Source organism: Paenibacillus sp. BGI2013 (assembly GCF_002843485.1).
In the GTDB taxonomy this organism is placed as follows: domain Bacteria; phylum Bacillota; class Bacilli; order Paenibacillales; family Paenibacillaceae; genus Paenibacillus; species Paenibacillus amylolyticus.
Map to the genome: position 1 here is coordinate 226,071 of NZ_PJFA01000011.1, position 21,708 is coordinate 247,778.

Consider the following 21,708-nt stretch of genomic DNA (forward strand, 5'->3'; position numbering starts at 1 on the left):
AACTAAAGCGTTTGGGTTTTGGTTATAGACTTGGAGGGGTTCGAGAGATGAGAAAAAAAGCGATTTTACTATTATTCATTAGTATATGTGTATTGATTGTGGCTGGTTGTTCCAGTTCCGCAAGCAAAGACGATAACACGATTGTTGTAGGAATTGATGACAAGTTTGCTCCAATGGGTTTCCGGGACGAGCAAAATGAAATTGTTGGTTTTGATATTGATTACGCAAGAGCTGCAGCGGAGAAAATGGGTAAAGAAATCACATTCCAGCCGATCGACTGGTCTTCCAAAGAGTCAGAGCTGAACAGTGGCCGGATCGACATGATCTGGAACGGGTACACCATTACGGATGAGCGTAAAGAGAAAGTACTCTTCACGAAGCCGTATCTGGAAAACAGTCAAGTAGCTATTACCTTGGCAGACTCGCCAATCACAAAGCTGGATGAACTTGATGGTAAAAATGTGGGATTGCAGGCGCTGTCCTCCGCGGCAGATGCATTGGCAGCAAGTCCTCTGAAGGATAAAGTGAAAGCTTCTGAATTTAAGGATAACGTGCTTGCACTGACGGATCTGAAGACAAAACGTCTGGATGCGGTCATCATTGATGAAGTGGTAGCTAGATACTACATGTCCAAAGAAGAGGGAACATTCAAACTGCTGGATGAATCTCTTGCACCGGAACAATATGGCATTGGTATCAAAAAGGGAAATGAAGAGCTTCTGAATCAGCTACAAAAAGCGCTGGATGAGCTGAATGCAGACGGAACAGCGGCTAAAATCTCCACCCAATGGTTGGGTGAAGATAAGGTTCTGAAATAAGCAGGTTACACACCTGATATATAGTTAGAACAAAACGGACCCCGTATTCCATGCTGGAGCGATTTATGCCCCAGAGGAATGCGGGGTTAACAGATTAGAGGAGACAAAACAATGAGTTGGGATTATTTATCGACCATTTTAAAACCTATGCTAGAGGGTGCGCAGACCACCATTTTCATGTTCTTGCTAGCGATCGTGTTATCTGTACCGCTTGGGTTTGCGGTCACGCTTGCGATGAGAAGCCAGATTAAACCACTGGCATGGATTGCCCATACGTATGTATATGTGATGAGAGGAACACCGCTACTGCTCCAAATTCTATTCTTCTGCTTCGGTTTACCGTTGCTTCCGGTGATTGGAGAGTATCTGGTGTTTGATCGTTTTGTTGCAGCGGGGATTGCGTTCATCCTAAACTATGCGGCGTACTTCGCTGAAATCTTCAGGGGCGGACTGCTTTCCATTGATAAGGGACAACATGAGGCAGCGAAGGTACTGGGGTTAACAAAGTGGCAAACGATGACTAAAGTCATTATTCCTCAGATGATTCGTGTAGTATTGCCCGCAACGGCCAATGAATCCATTACGCTCATCAAGGATACGGCACTGCTCTATGCCGTGGCTGTACCTGAGCTGTTGTATTACGCCCAAGCGGCGGTAAATCGCGACTTACAGCTGACACCTTTCTTCGTGGCGGCGGTTATGTATCTGCTCATGACACTCGTACTCACCGTGCTGTTCAAGGCACTGGAGAAGCGGTTTTCATTTGAATAAATTAAATCTGATCAATCAAAGGACTGTCTGCATATGACACATATAATAGAAGTAAATCAGTTGAGAAAATCATTCGGTGCACTTGATGTACTGAAACAGGTATCCTTCAACGTGGAACCAGGCGAAGTGATTGCCGTGATCGGGCCTTCGGGTTCGGGGAAAAGTACGATGCTGCGCAGCCTGATTCATCTGGAGGATATTTCGGGCGGAACGATTCGCATTCAGGATCAGACGTTGGTTGATAATGGCCGTTACGCGGGTGCCGCAGATATTCGCAAGATGACGGATCGTATGGGTATGGTATTCCAGCATTTCAACTTGTTCCCGCATCTGACCGTACAAGATAATCTGGAACTTGCACCGAAAACTTTGAAAAAAGAAAGCTCAAGCGTCATTCGGTACCGCAGTCTGGAATTACTCGGCAAAGTAGGGCTGTCGGACAAGGCTGATGTCTATCCAGCCAATCTGTCCGGTGGACAGAAACAGCGTGTTGCCATTGCTCGGGCACTGATGATGCAACCGGACATCCTCCTGTTCGATGAGCCGACATCGGCACTTGATCCGGAGCTGACCGGGGAAGTGCTGCGTGTCATCAAACAACTTGCACAGGAAAATATGACCATGATGATTGTCACGCATGAGATGGGCTTCGCCCGTGATGTTGCGGATCGCGTATTCTTCATGGATAACGGGGAAATCGCAGAGGCGGGACCGCCAGAACAAATCTTCGGCAATCCAAAGCTTGCACGTACTCGGACATTTTTGCAGCGGGTGGAAGTGGAAAGATAGAAGAAACTTCAAATCTAAGAAATGTTGAAAGAACGCAATCCTATGAGTAATAAGGGAGTGCGTTCTTTTTTTTGAAAGTAATAGCTTATGTCCAAAGGTATATGTTCCAGATAATCAGTACAAGGGTCAAAAAGATATAAGTTACTACATTCCAACGTGTTCGAATTCGATAAGTGGTGTAACTCATGATTCCAAACAAAACAATACTAAAACATAGTACAGCTACATTATTTCGATAAAGAGCAATAGGTAGAAGCATCACAATCATAAGTATGTTCATTACTTTATCGATTTTTATCTGAGTTAATCCCCCAATGTAATCTAGAAAAGTACTACCATAATAATATCTATATGTTAGAGGTATTCATGATTTGTATCATCACACGGATAAACGGTTCTTAAACTCATATCCTTGAAGTACAATTTATAAGCTTATGGATGTAGGTATATGTCCAGGGATGATGGGAATAAAATAAATCTAATATCAATTCATAATTAACATAATGTGGATATTATTTTTCCTAATAATCGATTATAATGAACATACTTAATAAACAGGGAGGATTTACCTTGGAACATCGCGAAAATGATGTTGATCGTTATTATAACGACACATTGCCACCACCGCCTTATGTAGTACCAAAGACCAATAGTAAGTCAATTGTATCACTAGTTTTGGGAATTCTGTCCGTCACGATTCCTTACGTGGGAATTTTAATCGGAATCGCCGCAATTATATTTGCATCTTTAGCCTTCAAAGAGATCAGAGTTCGCATGGAGCAAGGAAAAGGGTTAGCGATTGCTGGCCTTGTCTGTGGAATCATAGGTACAGCCATTTATGTATTACTTATTTTGCTCGTACTATTGTTTAGTTTCGCTATCTCAAGTTCTGAAATTTATTCTACATACTAGAAATATGAAGTTAGCAAACTTAGATTGTATCTAAAACTAGAAAAGCAAAGGCGTACCTTAGCCAACACCTCTGTTGTCCATAAGAGGGGGGCTTAGGTACACGCCTTTGCTTTTTAATTTACGAATTTACAGGTGAAGTGCGACTTCACTGCTGACGTTTGCGTTCTCCGTGGTGCGATGCATCAGGAAATACGTTAAGGTTCCTCCAAGCCCAATCACGGCGAATATGCACAGAATACCAATCTGATCCCAGGCTACACCGAACTGTCCACTTGAGATGACTGCTTTATAACCCGTTACCGAATAGGTCATAGGCAGCCATGGATTAAACACTTTCAGCCAATTTGGAATTAATTCGAGCGGGAAGGTGCCCGCGCTGGTAGTAAGTTGGAAGATCAGCATCAGAATCGCGAGGAAACGACCCGGATTCTCCAGCCAAGTCACCAGTGCCTGAATGATGTACATGAAGCTTAGGCTGGTAACAAAGCTGAACAAGAGGAACAATGGAACGCTCTGAACATCCAGACCCAAGCCGTATAAGACCAGCCATGAAGCAAGCAGGGACTGCACTGCACTCATGAGTGTGAAAGCCAGCGTTTTACTCATAAAACGATTCCAGCCACTTGCTTCGCTAACCGTGCTGCCGCGTGTGGGTACAACCAGTGTGGCAATCAATGCGCCGACAAAGAGCCCAAGTGACAGGAAGTATGGCGAGAATCCTGTACCATAGTTGGGTACCTCGTTATATTTATGCTCATCGACCTGAACAGGCTCTGCATACATGGTTACGAGTTCATCGGTCTTTTTTACACTACCCGTCTGCTCAGCCGCTTCATTCAACTTGGTGGCAAGTTCGCCAGAGCCGTCTGTTAGCTTAAGGGTACCTTCTTTTAACTGACCAGCACCTTCATCCAGCTTATGTGAGCCATCTGCAAGGGTTGAGATTCCATCAGTGAACTGGCTTACACCCGCAACCAACTTGCCTGCACCAGCATTCAATTGACCTGAACCATCCGCAAGTTTGGCTCCTCCAGCGGCTGCTTCGGATAATTTGGAATTGAACTGTTGTAAACCAGTCGCAAGCTTTTCTTGTCCGGCGGATAACTGCGTGGCACCTTGTACCAGTTGTTGTTCACCCTGCACTAACTGACTGCTGCCTTGATGCAGTTGCTGTTGTGCAGCGTACAAGTTTTGACTGCCTGCGACCAATTGCTGCCCGCCCTGATACACCTGTTCGCTGCCAGTGGCTACAGCCTGACTTACTGCCAGGAGCTGCTGCACAGCTGGACTTGCGGCCAGTTCTGGACTCGCTTCGGCTAATTGGGCAAGACCTTGCGCAACCGCTTTGGCGCCCTCGCTAACTTGGCCGCTACCCTCAACAGAACTTTGCAGCCCAGCAGTCAGCTTTGCACTACCTTCCTCGGAAGCTGTCAGTCCTGCATCCAGCTTGGCTGCACCTTCTTGAGCGGATTGAATTCCTGCCTGTAACTGTTTTCCACCCGCTTCAGCCTGGGTTGCTCCATCACCCAGCTTCTTGCCTGCTGCTGCCAATTGGGACAATCCATTGGACAGGGCACTCGCGCCAGTATGAAGATCATCTGTGCCTTGGGCGAGAGTGGACGTACCTTCTTTTAATGTAACTACGCCCGTTTCGAGCTTATCGGTTCCTGCGGCCAGTTTGGACAGGTTCTCTTTTAATGTAGCAGCACCCTTATCCAGCTTGATCGCGCCATCACGGATCTGACCTGCGCCATCCCCGGCATCCGCCAAACCGCCAGAGATTTTTTCGACCTGATCCAATAACGTTTCGGTATACGATTCTGTGACTTTGGCAGCGACTTTGGAGCGAATTTGTTTGACCGCCGTGCCGCCAATCTGACCTGCGAGGAAGTTGTATCCTTCATTGGGTTCGTAGATCAGGTCTGCCGGCTCAGGGTGCTTATCCATCAGGGTTGTTGCTTTGGTGGAAAAGTCCTCCGGAATCACAATCGTCATATAATACGTGTTGTCTTGCATACCTTGTTCTGCTTGTTCACGAGTCACGAATTGCCAGTCAAAATCATCACTTTTCTTCAATTCATCGACCAGATTCTGACCGACCGCCAGTGATTTGTCGTTGTAGACTGCGCCCTGATCCGTGTTGACCACGGCTACAGGTAATTCATTCATTTTGCCATAGGGGTCCCAAAATGCGTTCAGGAACAGACCGCTATACAGCACCGGAATGAACATTACAACGAGAATCGGAATAAATACTTTTGGTTTTTTGAAGGCGGACTTCAGATCCTGCCCAAATACGTGGAATGATTTCATCATGTTCTCTCCCTATCCTTACGCTAATCCGTTTGTTCTATCTCTATTATGTTTTGAATCAAGTGATACACCTTTCTCTATGTGGTGGGGGATAAGCCATTCTTGAGAAAGAGGCCCACAAAATCCTTGATCTGATCCTTATGCAGCGTAGGATGCGCTTTGTTCCAATCTGAGGTTAAGGTGACATACAGCTTCAGCAGGACAAAAGAAACCAGCTTGGGATCATCTCTGCGAATCTGCTCTAATTCCATGGCACGGCTCACCTGACGCTCCAAATATTCGAGAATGGCTGTCTCCACTTTCTGCAAACCTTCCTTGGCCTGCGGCGTGCCGAACTCGTTGACCTCCTGAAAGAGCTTGATCAACAGCTCATGTTCCTCTCGATACTCCAGCAAAGAATCCATACTCATATGCACGTTATCCAGAAAGGAATTCTCTTCCTTCACGGTCTGCTCTGTAATCTGTCTCATATCCGCAATGATCGAGCGCAGAATCTCGCTGAACAATTCTTCTTTATTTTCGAAAAAAGTATAGATCGTTCCCTTGCCCACATTGGCAAGTCTCGCAACCTGCTCCATCGTTGTGGCCTTATAGCCAAACAGGGCAAAGGATTTCTCGGCAGAATCCATCACCTGTTGCCTTCGATCTATCGTTTTCATCGCATATACACCTCCTTATATGTTGAAAGGTAATGGGTAAGGTTAGTTATCTAATGACCCATTTACTGTTTCGGTCAACTGGTCGTTAACAAATGTAGCACTTGAACAGGGAAGATGGATGTGATCATTGTCATAATGTGGGCTGGAGGATGAAAACAATAAATAAGTAGAGGAAGTACGGATGAGGAGTTACTATAATATGGAAAAGTGCTAAATATATCAGTTATAGAGTTGAATAGCTATAATAGCAAAGGGTGGCGAAGAAACAGTAAATATTAAAATACAGCAAAGAATGAGGAGTATGTATGGAACACGTTTTATGGACGATCTATCTTGGATTACTGGGCACAGCATCACTCTCGTATCTTATTAAAGGAAAGTATAAGTCGAAACTTAGCAAAATCGATTTTGTCGTATCCGTTATAACATGGATAGGGCTGCTAGGATATGTAACGGAAACAGCTATTTTAAATCCTTCTTTGTGGAAATTTATTACTGTGGCAGCGCTGTTATGGGATGTATTATTCGCAATGCTTTTAAAGGATAACGAAGGGGAAGAGATTTTGGATGGATTACCAATTATGACGAGGAGAGTTTGGATGTTGATAACTTTAGTTATCGCGATTGGACCTCTATACTATGGGCTGTTTAGATATGCTTTCTCTTAAGCGGAGAACTTCTTTTATATTTTATTAACAATGTAACTTAATGGTACAATTCTGCGTCCAAAATCTAAGAGCCAAATTATATATTAGAATGAGAGGAGGTCTACCTTGAAATATTTCTCCTACATCCTGATGATGTGTCTTGTCCTACTCGGTTGTTCCGATTCATCATTGGAAAGCAACGATACAGCAGACCGGATTCAAAGAGAGGGACAGACGATGACGGCAACCAGACAATTGGGTGATTATGAACTCCGATTAAGTGTCCAACAATCTGGTGATCACGACTTCACTTTTCAACCGGGAATAAGGTATAGAGGACAAGATGTCAACCACGAGATTTTCCATTCGAAACAGCTTTTTGATATCGATCTGCAAATGGATGGCAAGACGCTTCTCCCGCCGAGGTCGAGTACCAGTGAAGAATTGGTAACGAAATTAACGAAAGATAGCTGGTATTCAGAAAAAGTTGAAATAACCCTTACACCGGAGCAGGTTCAATATATATCGAATAGTGAGGCCGATCTTATTCTTAATGCTGGATTTCGATCCGAACAATCCGGCTACAATGATGAGAAAAAGATGATGATAAGAGCAGAAGAAATACTGTCTGTTAAATGATACCGGGAAGTATAGAACTAGAACCTAACCCACCTACCCTGGTAACAACAAAAAACCAAGGCTTTGAGTGTAATCACTCATGAGCCTTGGTTTTTTTTACTGTGTCGTATTCTTGTTATCTGTTTCGTATTGCTTCTATTCTGCGCGTACTTTAAAGAATGAGATCAGTTCTTGCAGTTGCTCGGATACAACCGAGAGCTCATCGGAGGCACTCACAATGGCTGCCATGGAGGCTTCCTGCTCATCAATTGACTGCTCAATTTGTTTACTGCTGCTTGCTGCTTTGCTGACATTGGCAGAGAGTTCATCTGCCGTGGCAGACATTTCCTGTGTGCTTGCCGAGATTTCTTCAGTAGAACTGGAGATATCCTGAATCTGGTTTGCAACTTTATTCGTAGCAGTCAGAATATTCTCGAAGAATACACCAGTCTCTTGGGTAACTTCCAAGCCTTTGGTAACTTCCTTGGAACCCAACTGCATCGCTTCGGAAGACTGCATGATATCCCGCTGAATTTCTTCAATTAACTGTCGAATTTGCTTCGCTGATTCCTGCGATTGTTCTGCCAGGTTACGTACCTCCCCTGCAACCACCGCAAAACCTCTTCCTTCTTCACCTGCACGTGCTGCCTCGATTGAAGCGTTAAGTGCAAGCAAGTTGGTTTGTCCGGCAATCTCCGTAATCACGTTAACAATGTTGCTGATCTGGTTCGAGTTATTTTCCAAAGACTGAATCGAGTTTGACGTATTTTGCACTGCACCGGAGATCAGGCGCATCTGCTCAATGACTTGTTGCATCACCACATTACCTGTGCTGGAGCGCTGCTCCATGCTGAGTGCTTCATCTGCCACATCGGCTGAGCTGCTGGCGATCGTCTGCACTACCGTTGACATCTCTGTCATGGCGCGTGCGTTCTCCACAGTGGCTTTGTCTTGTGACACCAGTCCAGTAGATATTTCTCGAATATTGGTGCTGATGGATTGAATGTTCACATTATTTTTCTCGGAAATGCCCAGTAGTTGTTTGGAAGATTCCGAGAGGTGATGCGAAGTATTCTGTACTTTATAGATGGTTGTATTGAATCGATGGATCATCGCATTGAACTTCTCGTTGATGATACCCAGATCATCTCGTCCGGTATCGATGGTTACGTCGAGATTACCCGTGCTGACTTCCTCGATCCCTTTCATCAGATTGCGGATCGGAAGCAACGTTCTTTTCAGCAAAATGAATTGCAACACCATGAACAGGATCAGGAAACCGATCAGGAACATCAAGCCGTACGTAAGCAGTTTGTTCAGGCCTTTTGGAACGGCACTTGCATCTACATCGAAGTAAAGAGCAGCGTACATCGAGCCATCTGCGTTATTAATCGGATAGATCAGAGTGGTCCAGGTTCCGTACTCATCCGTGTAGAAATCACTGAAGGCAGGCTTTCCGTCCTTTTTCATCTGTTCCAGCACTACGACGTTATTCTGAGGCAACGGGTACATGGCACCTGCGGGCAGGTTACCTTCCTCGAATGGTTCCAACAGGTTCGTTGGAATCGCGATGATGGACGTTCCGTTTCCTTCCTCAAGTTCTGAACCAAAAATGTACGCTTGCGCGATGTTTGGATAGAATTCATGGATGGAATCGAGATAAGCTTTCATTTCCAGCTGTACAGGACCGGAGTAGCTTTTTTCCTTAGCCGCTTCTGCTACTTTGGCAGTGTCGAGATCATCGTACCATTTCTGGGTGATGACGGTAGCCTGGTCGTGCAACTGTTCAACCAAGATATTTTTTTGCAATTGATACGCGGCAGTAATCAGAATTACACCGATCAACATGATGCTGCCGAATGAAATCACCAAATTTTTGATAAAGAAAGGCATGGTACTCCAGCGAAGCTTATTAAACAAGATGGTTCACTCCTTCTACGATTGTGACGAAGGACTTACCCTGGGTGTTGTACACGCTATGTAATTGTTGACTTAAAAACTGTGAAATCGTCCCTTAATATCCTGTCTGATCAAATTCTCTTTTGTTTCTAAAAGCTTTTCGTAATGGGTTTTGCTATTCACGTATATGAACTCCAGGTAAGTTCTACTCTTCAGATATATCGTTATATAGGCATATTAATATTAGATATTTGCAACAAAATAGGACTTATGAACCGGTTCCAAGGTTATAATTGCGCTTTTTTTCATTATATTTCTTGTATATCCATGAAAATTCCATAGTGATACATATCATTTTGATCGCGTTTAAGATTCACTAAAGGTTCGTCCCCTACCATGGTTACATAAGCCTCAGTTGCTTAACAGAAATCCAAGAAGGAGGATTCATCATTTGAATATTTTATTACGAAAAGTTGCAGTAACGGCATTGTCCGTGACGATGGTAACGACATCTTTTGGTCTGATTGCAAGTCCGAATGCGGCATATGCTGCAGAGAGTACAGCGACAACCACAAGTGCAGGCGTGACGCAAGCTTATGAATCGTTGTTTCAGACGGATAACGTTATTGATGTGAATGTAACGATTGATGATGCAGACTGGAAGAGCATGCTCGAAAGTCCGTTGGATAAGGATTATAAGAATGTTAGTGTGGAAGTGGACGGCAACAAGCTGGACAATGTCGGTTTCTCCACCAAGGGCAATCTGACCCTGAAAGCTGTAGCCTCAATGGAAGATTCGGACCGTTACAGCTTCAGACTGAAGTTTGATAAATACGACAAAACACAAACCCTGCTTGGACTGGATAAAATGGTACTAAACAATAACTACGCCGATCCGTCGTACATGCGTGAAGTTCTTCACTATGAAGCACTGCGCAGCATTGGCATGGATGTACCGATGACGAACTATGTTAATCTGTACGTTAACGGCGAGCTGGTTGGTTTCTATACTGGCGTTGAAGCAGTGGATGATAGCTATCTGGAGCGCAACTACGGTGAGGATTACGAAGAAGGCGTCCTCTATGATACGGATGAGAAGAGTTATCTTCAATATGAAGAGGGCAGTGACTACAGTACAATCACCAAAGATTTGGGTACGGATAAGGACAAAGTCAAACTCAAAACCTTCATCCAAACGCTGAACGAGATGCCAGAAGGTGAAAAAGATGATATTGAAAGTGTACTGGACGTGGATTCAGCGCTTCAATATATTGCAGGCAACATTGTTTTTGGCAACTATGACAGCTATAACGGCGACAAAGGACACAACTACATGCTCTACAGTGATGCCGCTGGCAAGTTCACCGTTGTTCCTTGGGACTTTAACATGTCCTTCAACGGGTACTCGGGTAGATCTGGACGTGGCACAACAACCGGATCAACCACGACCAACACCAACGCGACAAACGTATCTGTGGACGAGCCGGTACTAGGCATTAACATGGAAAATGTACCGATGATTAATAACCTGCTTGCTGTGCCGGAGTATAAGGAGAAATATTTGAGCTACGTCAATGAACTGACAGACTATATGGAAGGCATTCAGGATCGTATCACTAACCTGGCCGATGAGATTCGTCCTTATGTGGAAGCAGATCCAACGAAGTTTTATACGACAGAACAGTTTGAATCCAACATCGCTTATTCTGCAAACGCAGACGTAGCAGGTGGTATGGGCGGTACGCCACCAGAAGGATTTGAAGGCATGACCCCACCCGAAGGCATGGAAGGAATGACGCCGCCTGAAGGTTTCGAAGGAATGACACCTCCAGATGGAACAACACCTCCAACTCAGCCGGGTGCTGCAACTGGAAACGGTACAACAGATGCAACAACGGGTACAGATAATACGCAGACACGCCCTAGTGGTAACTTTGGCGGTGGGGGCGGAGGCATGGGCTCCATGGCAGCCGGGTCACTGACGACATTTGCACTGAACCGTCTTGCGAATCTGCAAGAGCAACTTGGACGTGAAGTAACGCCTTTGCCTGAGATTTCGGAAGAGACAGGTTCGAACACCTCATCCGGAACAACCGACAAAACCATTACCGTAACTCTCGATGGTAAATTGATCACATTCCCGGATCAGGACCCACTGCAGCAAAGTGGACGAGTGATGGTGCCTGTGAACGCAATCCTTGAAGCAATGGGTGCAGAAGTGACTTGGGACAGAACGGCGAAGACGGTAACAGCTGTTCTGAATGATCAGACCCTTGTGCTCAAGATCGGAAGTAGCACCGCAACCGTAAATGGAGAGACACTTGAAATTGATGCACCAGCGATCATTCAAAATAGTCGCACACTCGTGCCTGTACGCTTCATCTCAGAAGGTCTGGGACTTACCGTGGACTGGGATCAAACCGCTGCACAAGTAAGCCTTACATCCAAATAAGAAATATCTTCTCAAGAGCAACGTTGTTGTATGGAGAATAAGAAAAGGGATTCGATGGTCAGATCGAATCCCTTTTTGCTCTGCTTTTTGAGGTTAGACGGAGCGAACATCCAGCAAAATCCGGCCTCGTCCATGTCGGGCCTCACTTTTGGCATGCGCTTGATTCGCTTCACTCAAAGAACATTCTTACATGATTACGGATAATTCGTAAAATATTAGGTTTCAACAAGTTATTTTTGTGATAAAAGTCACTGAAATATTATAAATATTGTGAACACTCCTACCGATAAGACTATAGTGATATTCGAAACGGAATCGAAATTGGCTTGAATATCCCCACAATTACATAGGGAAAAGGGTGGCTCACACACATGCGAAGCATGAGCATCGGTACCAAAATCAGTTTGATCGTTATCAGTATATTTATCGTCTTCTCTTCAGCCGTGGCGGTAAGTGTAATCCTGGAGATGAGGCAGGGGATCACGACATTTGCTACAGAGAAGGCAAAGCGAGATTTGGAGATGGCGAATAGTATCATTACATATAAGCATCCAGGAGATTGGGCCATTAAGGACGGACAATTATTCAAGGGAGATACCGCGCTGGAAGGCAACTTCGAATTGGTGGATGAGATTGGACAAGCGTCTGGGGACACAGTGACGATCTTCCGAGGTGACGAACGTGTTGCAACAAATGTCATGGTGGACGGAAAGCGTGCTGTTGGCACGAAGGTATCGGACGAGGTCGCCCAGACCGTTTTGCAGCAAGGGGAAAAATACTTCGGTAAAGCCGTGGTTGTGGGTCAGAAATATCAGACGGCCTATGAACCAATCAAGAACGCATCCGGAGAGATTATCGGAATTTTCTATGTTGGCGCTTCTCAATCGTTAATTGATGTGATTATCTCCTCGTTCCTCAAGACATTCCTGATCGTATTCCTGCTTGCAATGTTAGTCGCAATTACCCTGATCCTGCTGTACGTTCGCAGGGTGAGAGTAAGAATCGAACGGGTATCCGTAGCGATTAAACGTGCGGGTACGGGCGATTTCACACAGCCAGTTGTGGACAACGTCCAAGATGAGATTGGCATGCTGGGCATGGGATACAATGAGATGAGAAGTAATCTCCAGGTCATCATTCAAGGAGGACTTCAAGCTGCGGAGAAAGCAGAGCATTCGACTGGGCTGCTACTGAAGATTGCGGACCAAACGTCCAAAGAATCGGAGCAGATTGCATCCTCCGTTGAACAAGTTGCACAAGGAGCCGAGAGCCAGACGATCAGTACAGAAGAAAATCTGCAGGCCATGGAAGAAGTGGCGATAGCCGTACAACGCATGGCGGACAAGGCCTCCAGCATCTCGGACTCTGCTTTGTATTCACGCAAACAGGCTGAAACCGGAGGTGAAGGGGTGCAACTTACTGTTCAGCAGATGTCTACCATTGAATCTTCCGTTACCACAACGGATGAAGTCATTCGTATGCTGGAAGGGAAGTCGGCACAGATTAGCCAGATGGTTTCCGCCATTCATGAGATTGCAAATCAAACGAATCTGCTTGCCCTCAATGCATCCATTGAAGCAGCAAGAGCAGGGGAGCATGGCAGAGGATTTGCCGTCGTATCTACCGAGGTTCGTAAACTGGCTGAACAAGCCGGAGACTCTTCAGATCGTATTGAAGAACTGGTCGAAGCCATGGAACAAGATATGCAGCAATCGCTATCGGCCATGTCGAGAGTGAAGGACGAAGTACAGGAAGGACTGCGCTTGACCCGGGAAACGGAGCAAAACTTCAGCCTGATCCGGGATACAAACCTGCGTATTGCTACAGAGATTGAGGACATGGCTGCGACAAGTGAAGAGATGTCCGCAGGCGTGGAGCAGATTGTAGCTTCTGTGCATGAGATCGCTCGCCATGCGCAAACGGCTAGTACCAATTCACAACAGGCTGCCGATTCTGTCCATGAACAGCTCAAGTCGGTAGAGCAGATCAAGGCATCTGCGGCTATTTTGTCTGATGTGTCGACAGAGCTGCAGACCTCACTTAGTCCGTTTAAGATTTAATATCTGTTACAATAGGGAAAAGGAGGGACTACAATATGGCCCCTGATAAAACAAAACTTTTCCCGAATGAGAATATCCGTACGGTATGTTACATTCAAAACCTGCCGCCGCGTTCCAACGTGGACATCGGTGATTATACGTATTATAGTGATAACACAAATCCGCCAGAGCAATTCTATGACCGGATACAGCATCATTATGACTTTATTGGTGATCGCCTGGTCATTGGCAATTTCTGTGCAATTGCGGAAGGTGTGACATTCATTATGAATGGCGCGAATCATCGGATGGAGGGTATGACCACGTATCCGTTCAACATTTTTGGTGGAGGATGGGAGCGTGTGACACCTACACTGGAACAACTTCCATATAAGGGTGACACGGTACTGGGGAACGATGTATGGCTTGGACAAAATGTAACGATCATGCCTGGTATCACGATTGGAGACGGGGCAACCGTTGCCTCCAATTCAACCGTTGTTAAGGACATTGAACCCTATACGATTGTTGGTGGTAATCCAGCCAAGACTGTTAAAAAGCGTTTTGACGAAGAGACGATTGCACTGCTGCTGGAATTGAAGTGGTGGGATCAGGATGAGGAATGGCTGGATACGCATTTGGAACGTCTTGTCTCTACATATGATCTACAGATCTTGCGCGAACTTCTGAACAGCAAATAGGATGGATGTGCATTGTGCTTAAAAGACAAAAAAAGCTGGTTCCTGATGGAGCCGGCTTCCAAGCAAATCAGGCCCTGGACCGTTTTGAGCGGATCAGGGCCTCTTGTTGTCCAAGATGAAATGTTAATTTAACGGGTGGGTGGTCGTAGGGTACAATCAGACTTTGTTGATGGGGGCTTCAAATGAGTGTGATTTTCTGTATGATCCGAGTTTGTCTGTTTGCCTGAATAAAAGTTAATGATATCATCAACGGTAGTAAACACGACATTTAAATCCATATTATCATTGTGTGTTTGAATAAAAACCTCTTTTCAATAAGTTGTTGCGTTGTTTAATTTAAAGCTTCTTTCATGCTTAAGCCTGCTGTGAATACAGGAACTTTACCTGCAGGTAGTTGAATCTCTTTGCCTGTTTTCCGGCTTCTTCCCGTTCTTGCCTCACGCTTCTGCACTTCAAATTTCCCGAATCCGACCAGTTGAACTTCTTTGCCTTCTTTGAGAGCTTCGAGAATCGAGTCCAGTACAACGGTTACAGCTTTTTCAGCATTCTTCTTGGAGAAACCGCCAGCCTTGGCTACTTCTGTGATCAATTGTTCTTTATCCATGGGGAATACCTCGCTTTCAATCTTGGGATGTGGAAACTTTGCTGTGACACATATGTGTAAATAAAAAGCTGCCTTATTAATAAGGCAGCTTTCATATAATTAAAGTTTAGTAACGTTCTCAGCTTGTGGTCCACGGTTACCTTGAGTTACTTCAAATTGAACGCGTTGACCTTCGTCCAAAGATTTGTAACCTTCACCTTGAATTGCACTGAAATGAACGAATACATCTGTTCCTTCTTCAGTTTCGATAAAGCCGAATCCTTTATCCGCGTTGAACCATTTCACTGTACCTGTTTGCATGTGATTCCTCCAAAAAATAAGTTTTTAGCCGATCATTATGACGAGTATAATTTAAAATTGACACTCACCTGGTGCATTTAAACCACGAACTTGATGTCCGCTAATGTATCGATTAATATGATAATACCATGTCCGCTAATATAAGTCAAGATTTGGAGGTATTTTCTAATGAATCAGTCATCAGGGGTTTCGGTGCAGCGGGAACCGACAGTAGAGGAATTCATACATATGCTTGCTAAAGACGGAGAATTGCATCCCAAAACCGTGAAGGAATATGCAAGTGATCTGAAGCACTTTATCGAATGGTACAAGGAAAGCACCATGCTCAGCGAAGAGTTCTCACTGCGAATTGAAGATGTGGATACATCCACTTTAGTCAGTTATCGTGAAGATGCTCACCAAGTTATGTTATTGAAACCAGCCACCATTAACCGGAGGTTGATTACGCTGAAGCGTTTTTTCAAATGGGCTGTCTTGGAATCCAGGCTCAGTCATGACCCTTCCAAGCCATTAAAATTCATTCCGGAAGACAAAGTAAGTCCACGTCGAATGACTTTTGAAGAAGAGCAGGCATTCCTCGCGGCAGTGGAGTATGGTAATTCCCTTCGTGATCAGACCATCCTGACCCTTATGTTTCACACAGGCTTGCGAACGATGGAGGTATGCAACCTCAAGCCTCATGATATCGAACTTGGTAGACGAAGCGGTCACCTGACAGTGAGCGCCGATAAACGCAACGTGCAACGTAAGATCCCTTTGAATATGCAGTGTGTTGTCATGTTGAATCAGTACTTATCTGATCTTGCTACCGATCGTGCGTACCTTTTTCCTTCAGAGAAGACAAATGATCGTTTAACGGAGAGAGCACTGCGCCACCTGATTAAAAAAGTAATGATAACAGCAGGGCTGGAAGGACTGAGTTCACACGACCTGCGTCATCGTTTTGGCTACGCCATGGCTGAGCATACGCCACTGCACCGTTTGGCAGAGATAATGGGACACACCAACCCAGATACAACAATGATTTATTTTAAAGCATTAAGTACGAATCATCGTAAAGAACAAGAATGAAGTCTGAATTATAGTCAGAATCAAAACACCTCTTATTAGAAGTACTTCGAAATTTACCGTGTTTGTATTACTTTAACCTACCTTTAGCATTCATATACGATCCTTCACATTTCACTTAGGCATTGCCCGACAGGGTTGCCTTACCTCTAACAAAGAAAGCGATTACATATCCCTGATAATATTGTATATTATGATGGCAACCTTGGAACAGATCAACGCTGAGCCTTTGCATTTTGCTTCAATTCGGTGAGCCATAAGAAATCAAATGATTCACAATGCTACATATATATTCGTTGATAGGGCTAAGGCCGTCATCAAAAGGGAGGAATCCAAACGTGTACCGGGTACTGCTGGTGGATGATGAAGAAGATGTGCGTGAAGGACTTGTTGTAGAGGTCGATTGGGAAGCGCTCGATCTGCGGATAGTCGGTTTGGCTGAGAATGGGCGGGAAGCATTGGAGATGGCGGAGAGGGTAGAGCCGGACATTGTGGTGACGGATATCAGCATGCCATTCATGAATGGTCTGGAACTCGCACAAAGATTGAGGAAACGTAATCCACTCGTAAAGGTGGTCATTTTGACTGGATATGATGAATTTGATTATGCGAGGCAAGCCATCTCGTTAAGTGTGGACGAATATCTACTGAAGCCGTTCTCGGCAGGACATCTCACCGAACTGCTCACAAGATTGCGCGCCCAGATGGCGTCTGAAGTGGCTGAGCGTGAAGATGTACAGCAGCTGCGTGAGCACTATCATACCAGTTTGCCTTTATTACAGGCAGATCTGATGGCGACCTTGCTCCATCGACAGAAATCCTCAACATATATTCATAGTAAAGCCAAACAATGCGGATTGGATCTGACAGGGGAACGCTATGGGGTGTCCGTATTGACACTGCATATGGATGGAGATGTACAGAAGGAGAAGTCTGAGGGAGTATTCAGCGAGCCCCCACAGCGACATAACAAAACAACATCCGAGGTAGCGGATCAGTCTGAGATATTCATTCCCGGAGGTTCCTTGCGTCAATCTGAGGATGCTGAACTGAAGCGCTTTGCTGCACTTAACATTGCGGCAGAAGTTTGGGCGGAGCATGGGGCTGGTCATGCTTTTATGCATCAGGAGACGATTGTCCTGCTCTATGTGGATCGCTCGGGCGGTACAGATGGAGCGAAGCGGCAACAGAAGGCTTTGGAAAATGTGATGCGCAGCATCAACCACTATTTACGTATCCCGGCTACGGTGGGCTCTGGTCAGATTGTGGATACACTCGCGGATGTGAATCATGCCTATGAAGATGCCCTGCTGGCATTGGATTATCGGCTTGTGCCCGGGACAGATTCAATCATATACATTGCGGACGTAGAGCGACAGACGGCGGGCAAGCTGCGTTTCGACGAGTTGAAGCAGCAGACGCTGACACGATGCCTGAAGGCAGGTACACAAGCAGAGCTGGAGGAAGCACTGGCGATCATTTTCCGGGAAATTACAGTGGAACACGGGCGAAGTGATATTCAACTCTATTTAATTGAAGTATTAACAACAGTATGGAAGGCAGCACAGGCATCAGGAGAAGCGATGGAAGATATCTTTGGTGCAGGGTTCCAGTTGTATGCGGATTTGTTCCGACTGCCGGGACTTACTGAGGCACAGAAGAAGGTACGGGAAGTCTGTCTACTCGTACAACATCGCATTGCCAGCGGACGCCAGCATGTATACAAAGATATTGTCGAGCAGGCATTAGTTTTCACGAAAGAGCATTATGCTGACCCGGACCTGTCCATTCAGAAGGTGTGCGGGCATTTGCATATCAGCTCCGGTTATTTTTGTGGCATTTTCAAAAAAGAAGTACAACTTACCTTCCTGCAGTACCTGATGCAGATCCGAATGGAGGCAGCGCGTGAGCTGCTTCGCTCGACCGAGCTGAAGTCGTTTGAGATTGCGGAGCAGGTTGGCTTTGCCGAACCCAATTACTTCAGTTTTTGTTTCAAAAAACATATTGGCGTCTCGCCCAAAGAATATCGTAAACAGGCTTCCCAGGCGGCAAGTGAAGGTTCGATCCGATGAAGTTCTTGTCCAGATGGGTGAAGTCCATGGGACCTCAATTACGCTCTCGTCTGCGTTCGTCCAGAGTCAGCAGTATCCGGTTTATTATTACGTGGTCCTTTTCCGTCTTCATCGTCTTGGTGCTGACCATCATGGCGATGCTTCTGCATGATAAGTTCACGCAGGCTGCCGAGCGAAGTGCGGAACTCACGACGAGACAGATTGTGGATCAGGTCAGTTATAACCTGGAGGATTACGTCCGTAGTATGTCTCATCTGTACCGTGCCATTGAGGAACACATGCTGCGTGACGGGACATGGGAAGGGGAACTGGTGGACAAACAGCTTGATACACTGCTCAGCAGTCGTGAGGATATCATCTCGATTACTCTGCTTGATTCCACGGGGAAATTGCTCAAGAACCGACCTACAGCCGAATTAAAAACCAGCGCCCATGTGACACAGCAAGGGTGGTTTCAGTCTGCGCTTCGTGTGCCGGATCACCTGAGTTTCTCGTTACCTCATATTCAGAACATGTACACAGGCCCATATAAATGGGTCGTTTCCATGAGCAAAGGCATAACGATACGGCAAAATGGTCAGGATCGGCAGGTCATCCTGCTGGTCGATATCAATTTCAAACAGATGGATGAACTGAGCCGTCGGGTCAGTCTGGGGCAACGAGGATACGTGTATATCATCGATGAGAGTGCGGGCAATATCGTGTACCATCCGCAGCAACAATTGATGTATATGGGACTCAAAAGCGAGAATATCGAACAGGCTTTGGTGGCTTCCGGCAGTTACGAAGATGAAGCAGATGGGCAGAAAAGGCTGAATACCGTAAAGTCCGTTGCCAATATCGGGTGGAAAATCGTCGGTGTTGCTTATTTGGATGAGATTATGACAACGCGTCAGGAAGTGAACGGATATCTCATTCGTGTATTGGTCGTTGTACTGGTACTGGTCATTCTTGTCTCGCTGTTCTTATCCTCCAGTCTGACTCGTCCGATTCGGCGAATGGAACGTAAAATGAAGGCCGTAGAGCGCGGGGATTTCAACGTGGAGTTGCCTATTGAAGGGCCGCTGGAGGTGGAACGTCTATCTCGTCGCTTTAATCTGATGGTCAATAAAATTCGCACCCTGATGGATGAGATCATCCATGAGCAGGAACAGAAGCGGCGTCTGGAGCTGGAAGCCTTGCAGGCCCAGATCAATCCACATTTTTTATATAATACTCTGAATTCAGTAGTGCGCATGGTAGGCATGAGTCGCAATGAAGAAGTGATTACGATGATCACGTCTCTCTCTCGCCTGTTCCGCATCAGTCTTAGTCAAGGTAAAACGATCATTACGATCAGGGAAGAGCTGGAGCATGCGCAGCATTATTTGACGATTCAACAGATGAGGTTCAAGCGCAAATTCAACTTTACGATTAAGGCAGATGATACGCTTCTGGATTGCCTGACATTAAAGCTGGTGCTCCAGCCCCTGATTGAGAACGCCATTGTTCATGGCATCGAGTACCACATGGACGAAGGAAGTATTGAGGTCGATGTTTATTGTGAGGACAACAAGCTGGTGTTTCGCATTACAGATAATGGGGTCGGCATGACGGAAGAACAGATGTCGGGATTATTGAGTGGCAGTCCTGTTGTCAAAAGCGGTGCAGGATCAGGCGTAGCTGTACGCAACGTACATGACCGAATCCGGCTCTATTTTGGGGAGGCATATGGCCTTGAATTTGCAAGTGAGTTGGAAGAAGGCACCACGGTCTGGGTTCGGATTCCCATTCAATGGCAGCAGAAGGAGGGCGAGCCTAATGACAGATAATAAGGTGAATAGGAGCGATATCCACAGCCACAGAGTTGTAGGGTCATACATTCGTACGTTTTGGAAAAAGGTTGCTGCGAGCTTCCCTGGAATCCGGAAACGTCGGTTAGTAACCCAGACAGCTGCAAGCTGCTGTCTGCTCTTATGCAGCGCCTGTGGCTTATCGAGTCCCGATACTACGGCAGTACCGCCACGTATTGCGCTCATTACGCCAGCTGGGACAGGGGAACTTGCGGAAGCTATCCGGCTTGGCGCCGAAGCGGCTGCCAAAGAGAACGGAGCCGAACTGATTACTGTGGAAGCATACCCTTCCGATGGTGATATATACACGCCTGCCATTCTGGACTCTGCTGGAAGTCAGATGCAGGTCAAACAGGCAAATATCAACAGCCATACGTTGTCTCGCAGTGCGCGAGAGCAGGCTCAAGTGGAGGCCGCCGCATCGGCTCTGAAGCAGGGGGCTTCAGCTCTATTGGTTGATCCCCTAAGTGAGAAGGCACTTAGTGACATCATTCAGGAGGCACAGACAACAAATTCCGAGGGAACCATTGTTCCTGTCATCGTGCTTAACGATGAATTCCCCGTGAAAGGCATCACCAGTTTCATCTCGATGGATAATGTTGAGGCGGGAAGACAGGCCGGCCAGGCTATGGCGGAGCTTCTGGAAGGGAAAGGGCATGTGGCTTTATTGGGCCCCGATCCTCTTAATTCTGGTCTGATTCAGAGAGAGCAGGGAGTTATGGAAGCCTTGGTACAGTATCCTGATATTCAAGTGAAACCCAAATCGATATGTAATACACGGGATGGGTGTTGGCAGACTGCGAAGCAATTGCTGGACCAGCAGGAGGTGGATGGCTTCATTACTCTTCAGGAACCGGCTTCTCTGGGGGCAGCTGATGAACTGAATCGACGCAAATCTGCGGACAAGGTAAGGATTGTTGGATTTGGCAGTGAACAACAGCAACTGGAGCAATTGCAAGAAGGAGTCTTTGATCATCTCATCGTCCAGAATGGATACAGTGCAGGTTATCTGGGATTGAATCAAGCCGTTGCGCGGCTGAACAATCAACAGGTGCAAGCGAGAGTGTTACTTGAGACCAAGCTGGTTAGTACAGACAATATGTTCTGGATGGATAACCAGAAGCTGTTGTTTCCTTTTGTACAATGAACGATTGTTGGAACGAATGCTGAATGAAGAAATGAAGGTGTGTGTTAACTTGAGGAAGATTTCGATA

The 21,708-nt window shown here is 45.9% G+C and carries 18 protein-coding genes; 13 read left to right on the plus strand and 5 right to left on the minus strand.

The genetic code is table 11. The features are described 5' to 3' along the window. Positions 1 to 47 precede the first annotated feature (47 nt). The 4 genes from CXK86_RS24035 to CXK86_RS24050 all read left to right on the plus strand — a co-directional run bounded on the left by CXK86_RS24035 (position 48) and on the right by CXK86_RS24050 (position 3,290). Positions 48 to 818, plus strand: a complete 771-nt coding sequence (locus CXK86_RS24035) for an amino acid ABC transporter substrate-binding protein (protein ID WP_036672520.1) — start codon at positions 48 to 50, stop codon at positions 816 to 818. 111 nt (positions 819 to 929) lie between these two features. Further along, positions 930 to 1,589, plus strand: coding sequence for an amino acid ABC transporter permease (locus tag CXK86_RS24040; protein ID WP_076253366.1), 660 nt, complete (start codon positions 930 to 932; stop codon positions 1,587 to 1,589). Between the two features lie 33 nt (positions 1,590 to 1,622). Next, on the plus strand, positions 1,623 to 2,378 hold the full coding sequence (locus CXK86_RS24045; RefSeq protein WP_076253365.1) for an amino acid ABC transporter ATP-binding protein: 756 nt from the start codon (positions 1,623 to 1,625) through the stop codon (positions 2,376 to 2,378). A 570-nt stretch (positions 2,379 to 2,948) separates the two neighbouring features. Next, positions 2,949 to 3,290, plus strand: coding sequence for a DUF4190 domain-containing protein (locus CXK86_RS24050; RefSeq protein WP_101314709.1), 342 nt, complete (start codon positions 2,949 to 2,951; stop codon positions 3,288 to 3,290). A gap of 126 nt (positions 3,291 to 3,416) precedes the next feature. Here the strand turns inward: CXK86_RS24050 and CXK86_RS24055 are convergent, their stop codons facing one another. Continuing rightward, positions 3,417 to 5,603, minus strand: a complete 2,187-nt coding sequence (locus CXK86_RS24055) for a YhgE/Pip family protein (protein WP_101314710.1) — start codon at positions 5,601 to 5,603, stop codon at positions 3,417 to 3,419. A gap of 77 nt (positions 5,604 to 5,680) precedes the next feature. After that, positions 5,681 to 6,262 (minus strand): TetR/AcrR family transcriptional regulator, encoded by a 582-nt coding sequence (locus CXK86_RS24060; RefSeq protein ID WP_101314711.1) that lies wholly within the window; start codon positions 6,260 to 6,262, stop codon positions 5,681 to 5,683. Positions 6,263 to 6,567: 305 nt separating this feature from the next. Between CXK86_RS24060 and CXK86_RS24065 the strand changes: the two genes are divergently transcribed. Both CXK86_RS24065 and CXK86_RS24070 read left to right on the plus strand, forming a co-directional pair. Beyond that, positions 6,568 to 6,930: a hypothetical protein gene (locus CXK86_RS24065; RefSeq protein ID WP_076253361.1), complete on the plus strand. Its 363-nt coding sequence runs from the start codon at positions 6,568 to 6,570 to the stop codon at positions 6,928 to 6,930. A gap of 105 nt (positions 6,931 to 7,035) precedes the next feature. Further along, positions 7,036 to 7,548: a hypothetical protein gene (locus tag CXK86_RS24070; protein ID WP_076253360.1), complete on the plus strand. Its 513-nt coding sequence runs from the start codon at positions 7,036 to 7,038 to the stop codon at positions 7,546 to 7,548. A 135-nt stretch (positions 7,549 to 7,683) separates the two neighbouring features. Here the strand turns inward: CXK86_RS24070 and CXK86_RS24075 are convergent, their stop codons facing one another. Continuing rightward, the gene (locus CXK86_RS24075; protein WP_101314730.1) at positions 7,684 to 9,420 is read right to left on the minus strand and encodes a methyl-accepting chemotaxis protein; all 1,737 of its coding nucleotides are present in this window, start codon (positions 9,418 to 9,420) and stop codon (positions 7,684 to 7,686) included. Positions 9,421 to 9,877: 457 nt separating this feature from the next. Here CXK86_RS24075 and CXK86_RS24080 point away from each other — a divergent pair, with 457 nt between their 5' ends. From CXK86_RS24080 to CXK86_RS24090, 3 genes are all read left to right on the plus strand, one after another. Then, positions 9,878 to 11,878 carry a CotH kinase family protein gene (locus tag CXK86_RS24080; protein ID WP_101314712.1) on the plus strand — a complete coding sequence of 667 codons (2,001 nt, stop codon included), beginning with the start codon at positions 9,878 to 9,880 and terminating at the stop codon, positions 11,876 to 11,878. A gap of 371 nt (positions 11,879 to 12,249) precedes the next feature. Next, entirely contained in the window at positions 12,250 to 13,938 is a 1,689-nt protein-coding gene (locus CXK86_RS24085) for a methyl-accepting chemotaxis protein (RefSeq protein ID WP_101314713.1), read from the plus strand. Between the two features lie 35 nt (positions 13,939 to 13,973). Beyond that, complete coding sequence (locus CXK86_RS24090; protein ID WP_101314714.1) at positions 13,974 to 14,618, plus strand: CatB-related O-acetyltransferase; 645 nt, start codon at positions 13,974 to 13,976, stop codon at positions 14,616 to 14,618. 331 nt (positions 14,619 to 14,949) lie between these two features. Here CXK86_RS24090 and CXK86_RS24095 read toward each other — a convergent pair whose 3' ends face one another. Together CXK86_RS24095 and CXK86_RS24100 are read right to left on the minus strand one after the other, a co-directional pair. After that, positions 14,950 to 15,222: an HU family DNA-binding protein gene (locus CXK86_RS24095; RefSeq protein WP_036606368.1), complete on the minus strand. Its 273-nt coding sequence runs from the start codon at positions 15,220 to 15,222 to the stop codon at positions 14,950 to 14,952. Positions 15,223 to 15,321: 99 nt separating this feature from the next. Further along, positions 15,322 to 15,522 carry a cold-shock protein gene (locus tag CXK86_RS24100; protein ID WP_017690333.1) on the minus strand — a complete coding sequence of 67 codons (201 nt, stop codon included), beginning with the start codon at positions 15,520 to 15,522 and terminating at the stop codon, positions 15,322 to 15,324. Between the two features lie 168 nt (positions 15,523 to 15,690). Between CXK86_RS24100 and CXK86_RS24105 the strand changes: the two genes are divergently transcribed. The 4 genes from CXK86_RS24105 to CXK86_RS24120 all read left to right on the plus strand — a co-directional run bounded on the left by CXK86_RS24105 (position 15,691) and on the right by CXK86_RS24120 (position 21,641). Next, positions 15,691 to 16,593, plus strand: coding sequence for a tyrosine-type recombinase/integrase (locus CXK86_RS24105; protein WP_101314715.1), 903 nt, complete (start codon positions 15,691 to 15,693; stop codon positions 16,591 to 16,593). Between the two features lie 335 nt (positions 16,594 to 16,928). Then, positions 16,929 to 18,662, plus strand: a complete 1,734-nt coding sequence (locus CXK86_RS24110) for a response regulator (RefSeq protein ID WP_036606377.1) — start codon at positions 16,929 to 16,931, stop codon at positions 18,660 to 18,662. Further along, positions 18,659 to 20,473, plus strand: coding sequence for a sensor histidine kinase (locus tag CXK86_RS24115; protein ID WP_101314716.1), 1,815 nt, complete (start codon positions 18,659 to 18,661; stop codon positions 20,471 to 20,473). Before CXK86_RS24110 ends, CXK86_RS24115 begins: the two co-directional genes overlap by 4 nt. Next, complete coding sequence (locus tag CXK86_RS24120) at positions 20,463 to 21,641, plus strand: substrate-binding domain-containing protein (protein ID WP_180361863.1); 1,179 nt, start codon at positions 20,463 to 20,465, stop codon at positions 21,639 to 21,641. The genes CXK86_RS24115 and CXK86_RS24120 overlap by 11 nt, the downstream gene beginning before the upstream one ends. The last annotated feature ends 67 nt before the right edge of the window (positions 21,642 to 21,708 follow it).

Bases quoted from the DNA above. Each gene is read 5' to 3' on its own strand.
- CXK86_RS24105 (WP_101314715.1), top strand. From the start codon at position 15,691: ATGAATCAGTCATCAGGGGTTTCGGTGCAGCGGGAACCGACAGTAGAG.
- CXK86_RS24060 (WP_101314711.1), bottom strand. From the start codon at position 6,262: ATGAAAACGATAGATCGAAGGCAACAGGTGATGGATTCTGCCGAGAAA.
- CXK86_RS24090 (WP_101314714.1), top strand. From the start codon at position 13,974: ATGGCCCCTGATAAAACAAAACTTTTCCCGAATGAGAATATCCGTACG.
- CXK86_RS24045 (WP_076253365.1), top strand. From the start codon at position 1,623: ATGACACATATAATAGAAGTAAATCAGTTGAGAAAATCATTCGGTGCA.
- CXK86_RS24120 (WP_180361863.1), top strand. From the start codon at position 20,463: ATGACAGATAATAAGGTGAATAGGAGCGATATCCACAGCCACAGAGTT.
- CXK86_RS24055 (WP_101314710.1), bottom strand. From the start codon at position 5,603: ATGAAATCATTCCACGTATTTGGGCAGGATCTGAAGTCCGCCTTCAAA.
- CXK86_RS24035 (WP_036672520.1), top strand. From the start codon at position 48: ATGAGAAAAAAAGCGATTTTACTATTATTCATTAGTATATGTGTATTG.
- CXK86_RS24095 (WP_036606368.1), bottom strand. From the start codon at position 15,222: ATGGATAAAGAACAATTGATCACAGAAGTAGCCAAGGCTGGCGGTTTC.
- CXK86_RS24040 (WP_076253366.1), top strand. From the start codon at position 930: ATGAGTTGGGATTATTTATCGACCATTTTAAAACCTATGCTAGAGGGT.
- CXK86_RS24065 (WP_076253361.1), top strand. From the start codon at position 6,568: ATGGAACACGTTTTATGGACGATCTATCTTGGATTACTGGGCACAGCA.
- CXK86_RS24115 (WP_101314716.1), top strand. From the start codon at position 18,659: ATGAAGTTCTTGTCCAGATGGGTGAAGTCCATGGGACCTCAATTACGC.
- CXK86_RS24085 (WP_101314713.1), top strand. From the start codon at position 12,250: ATGCGAAGCATGAGCATCGGTACCAAAATCAGTTTGATCGTTATCAGT.
- CXK86_RS24075 (WP_101314730.1), bottom strand. From the start codon at position 9,420: ATGCCTTTCTTTATCAAAAATTTGGTGATTTCATTCGGCAGCATCATG.
- CXK86_RS24100 (WP_017690333.1), bottom strand. From the start codon at position 15,522: ATGCAAACAGGTACAGTGAAATGGTTCAACGCGGATAAAGGATTCGGC.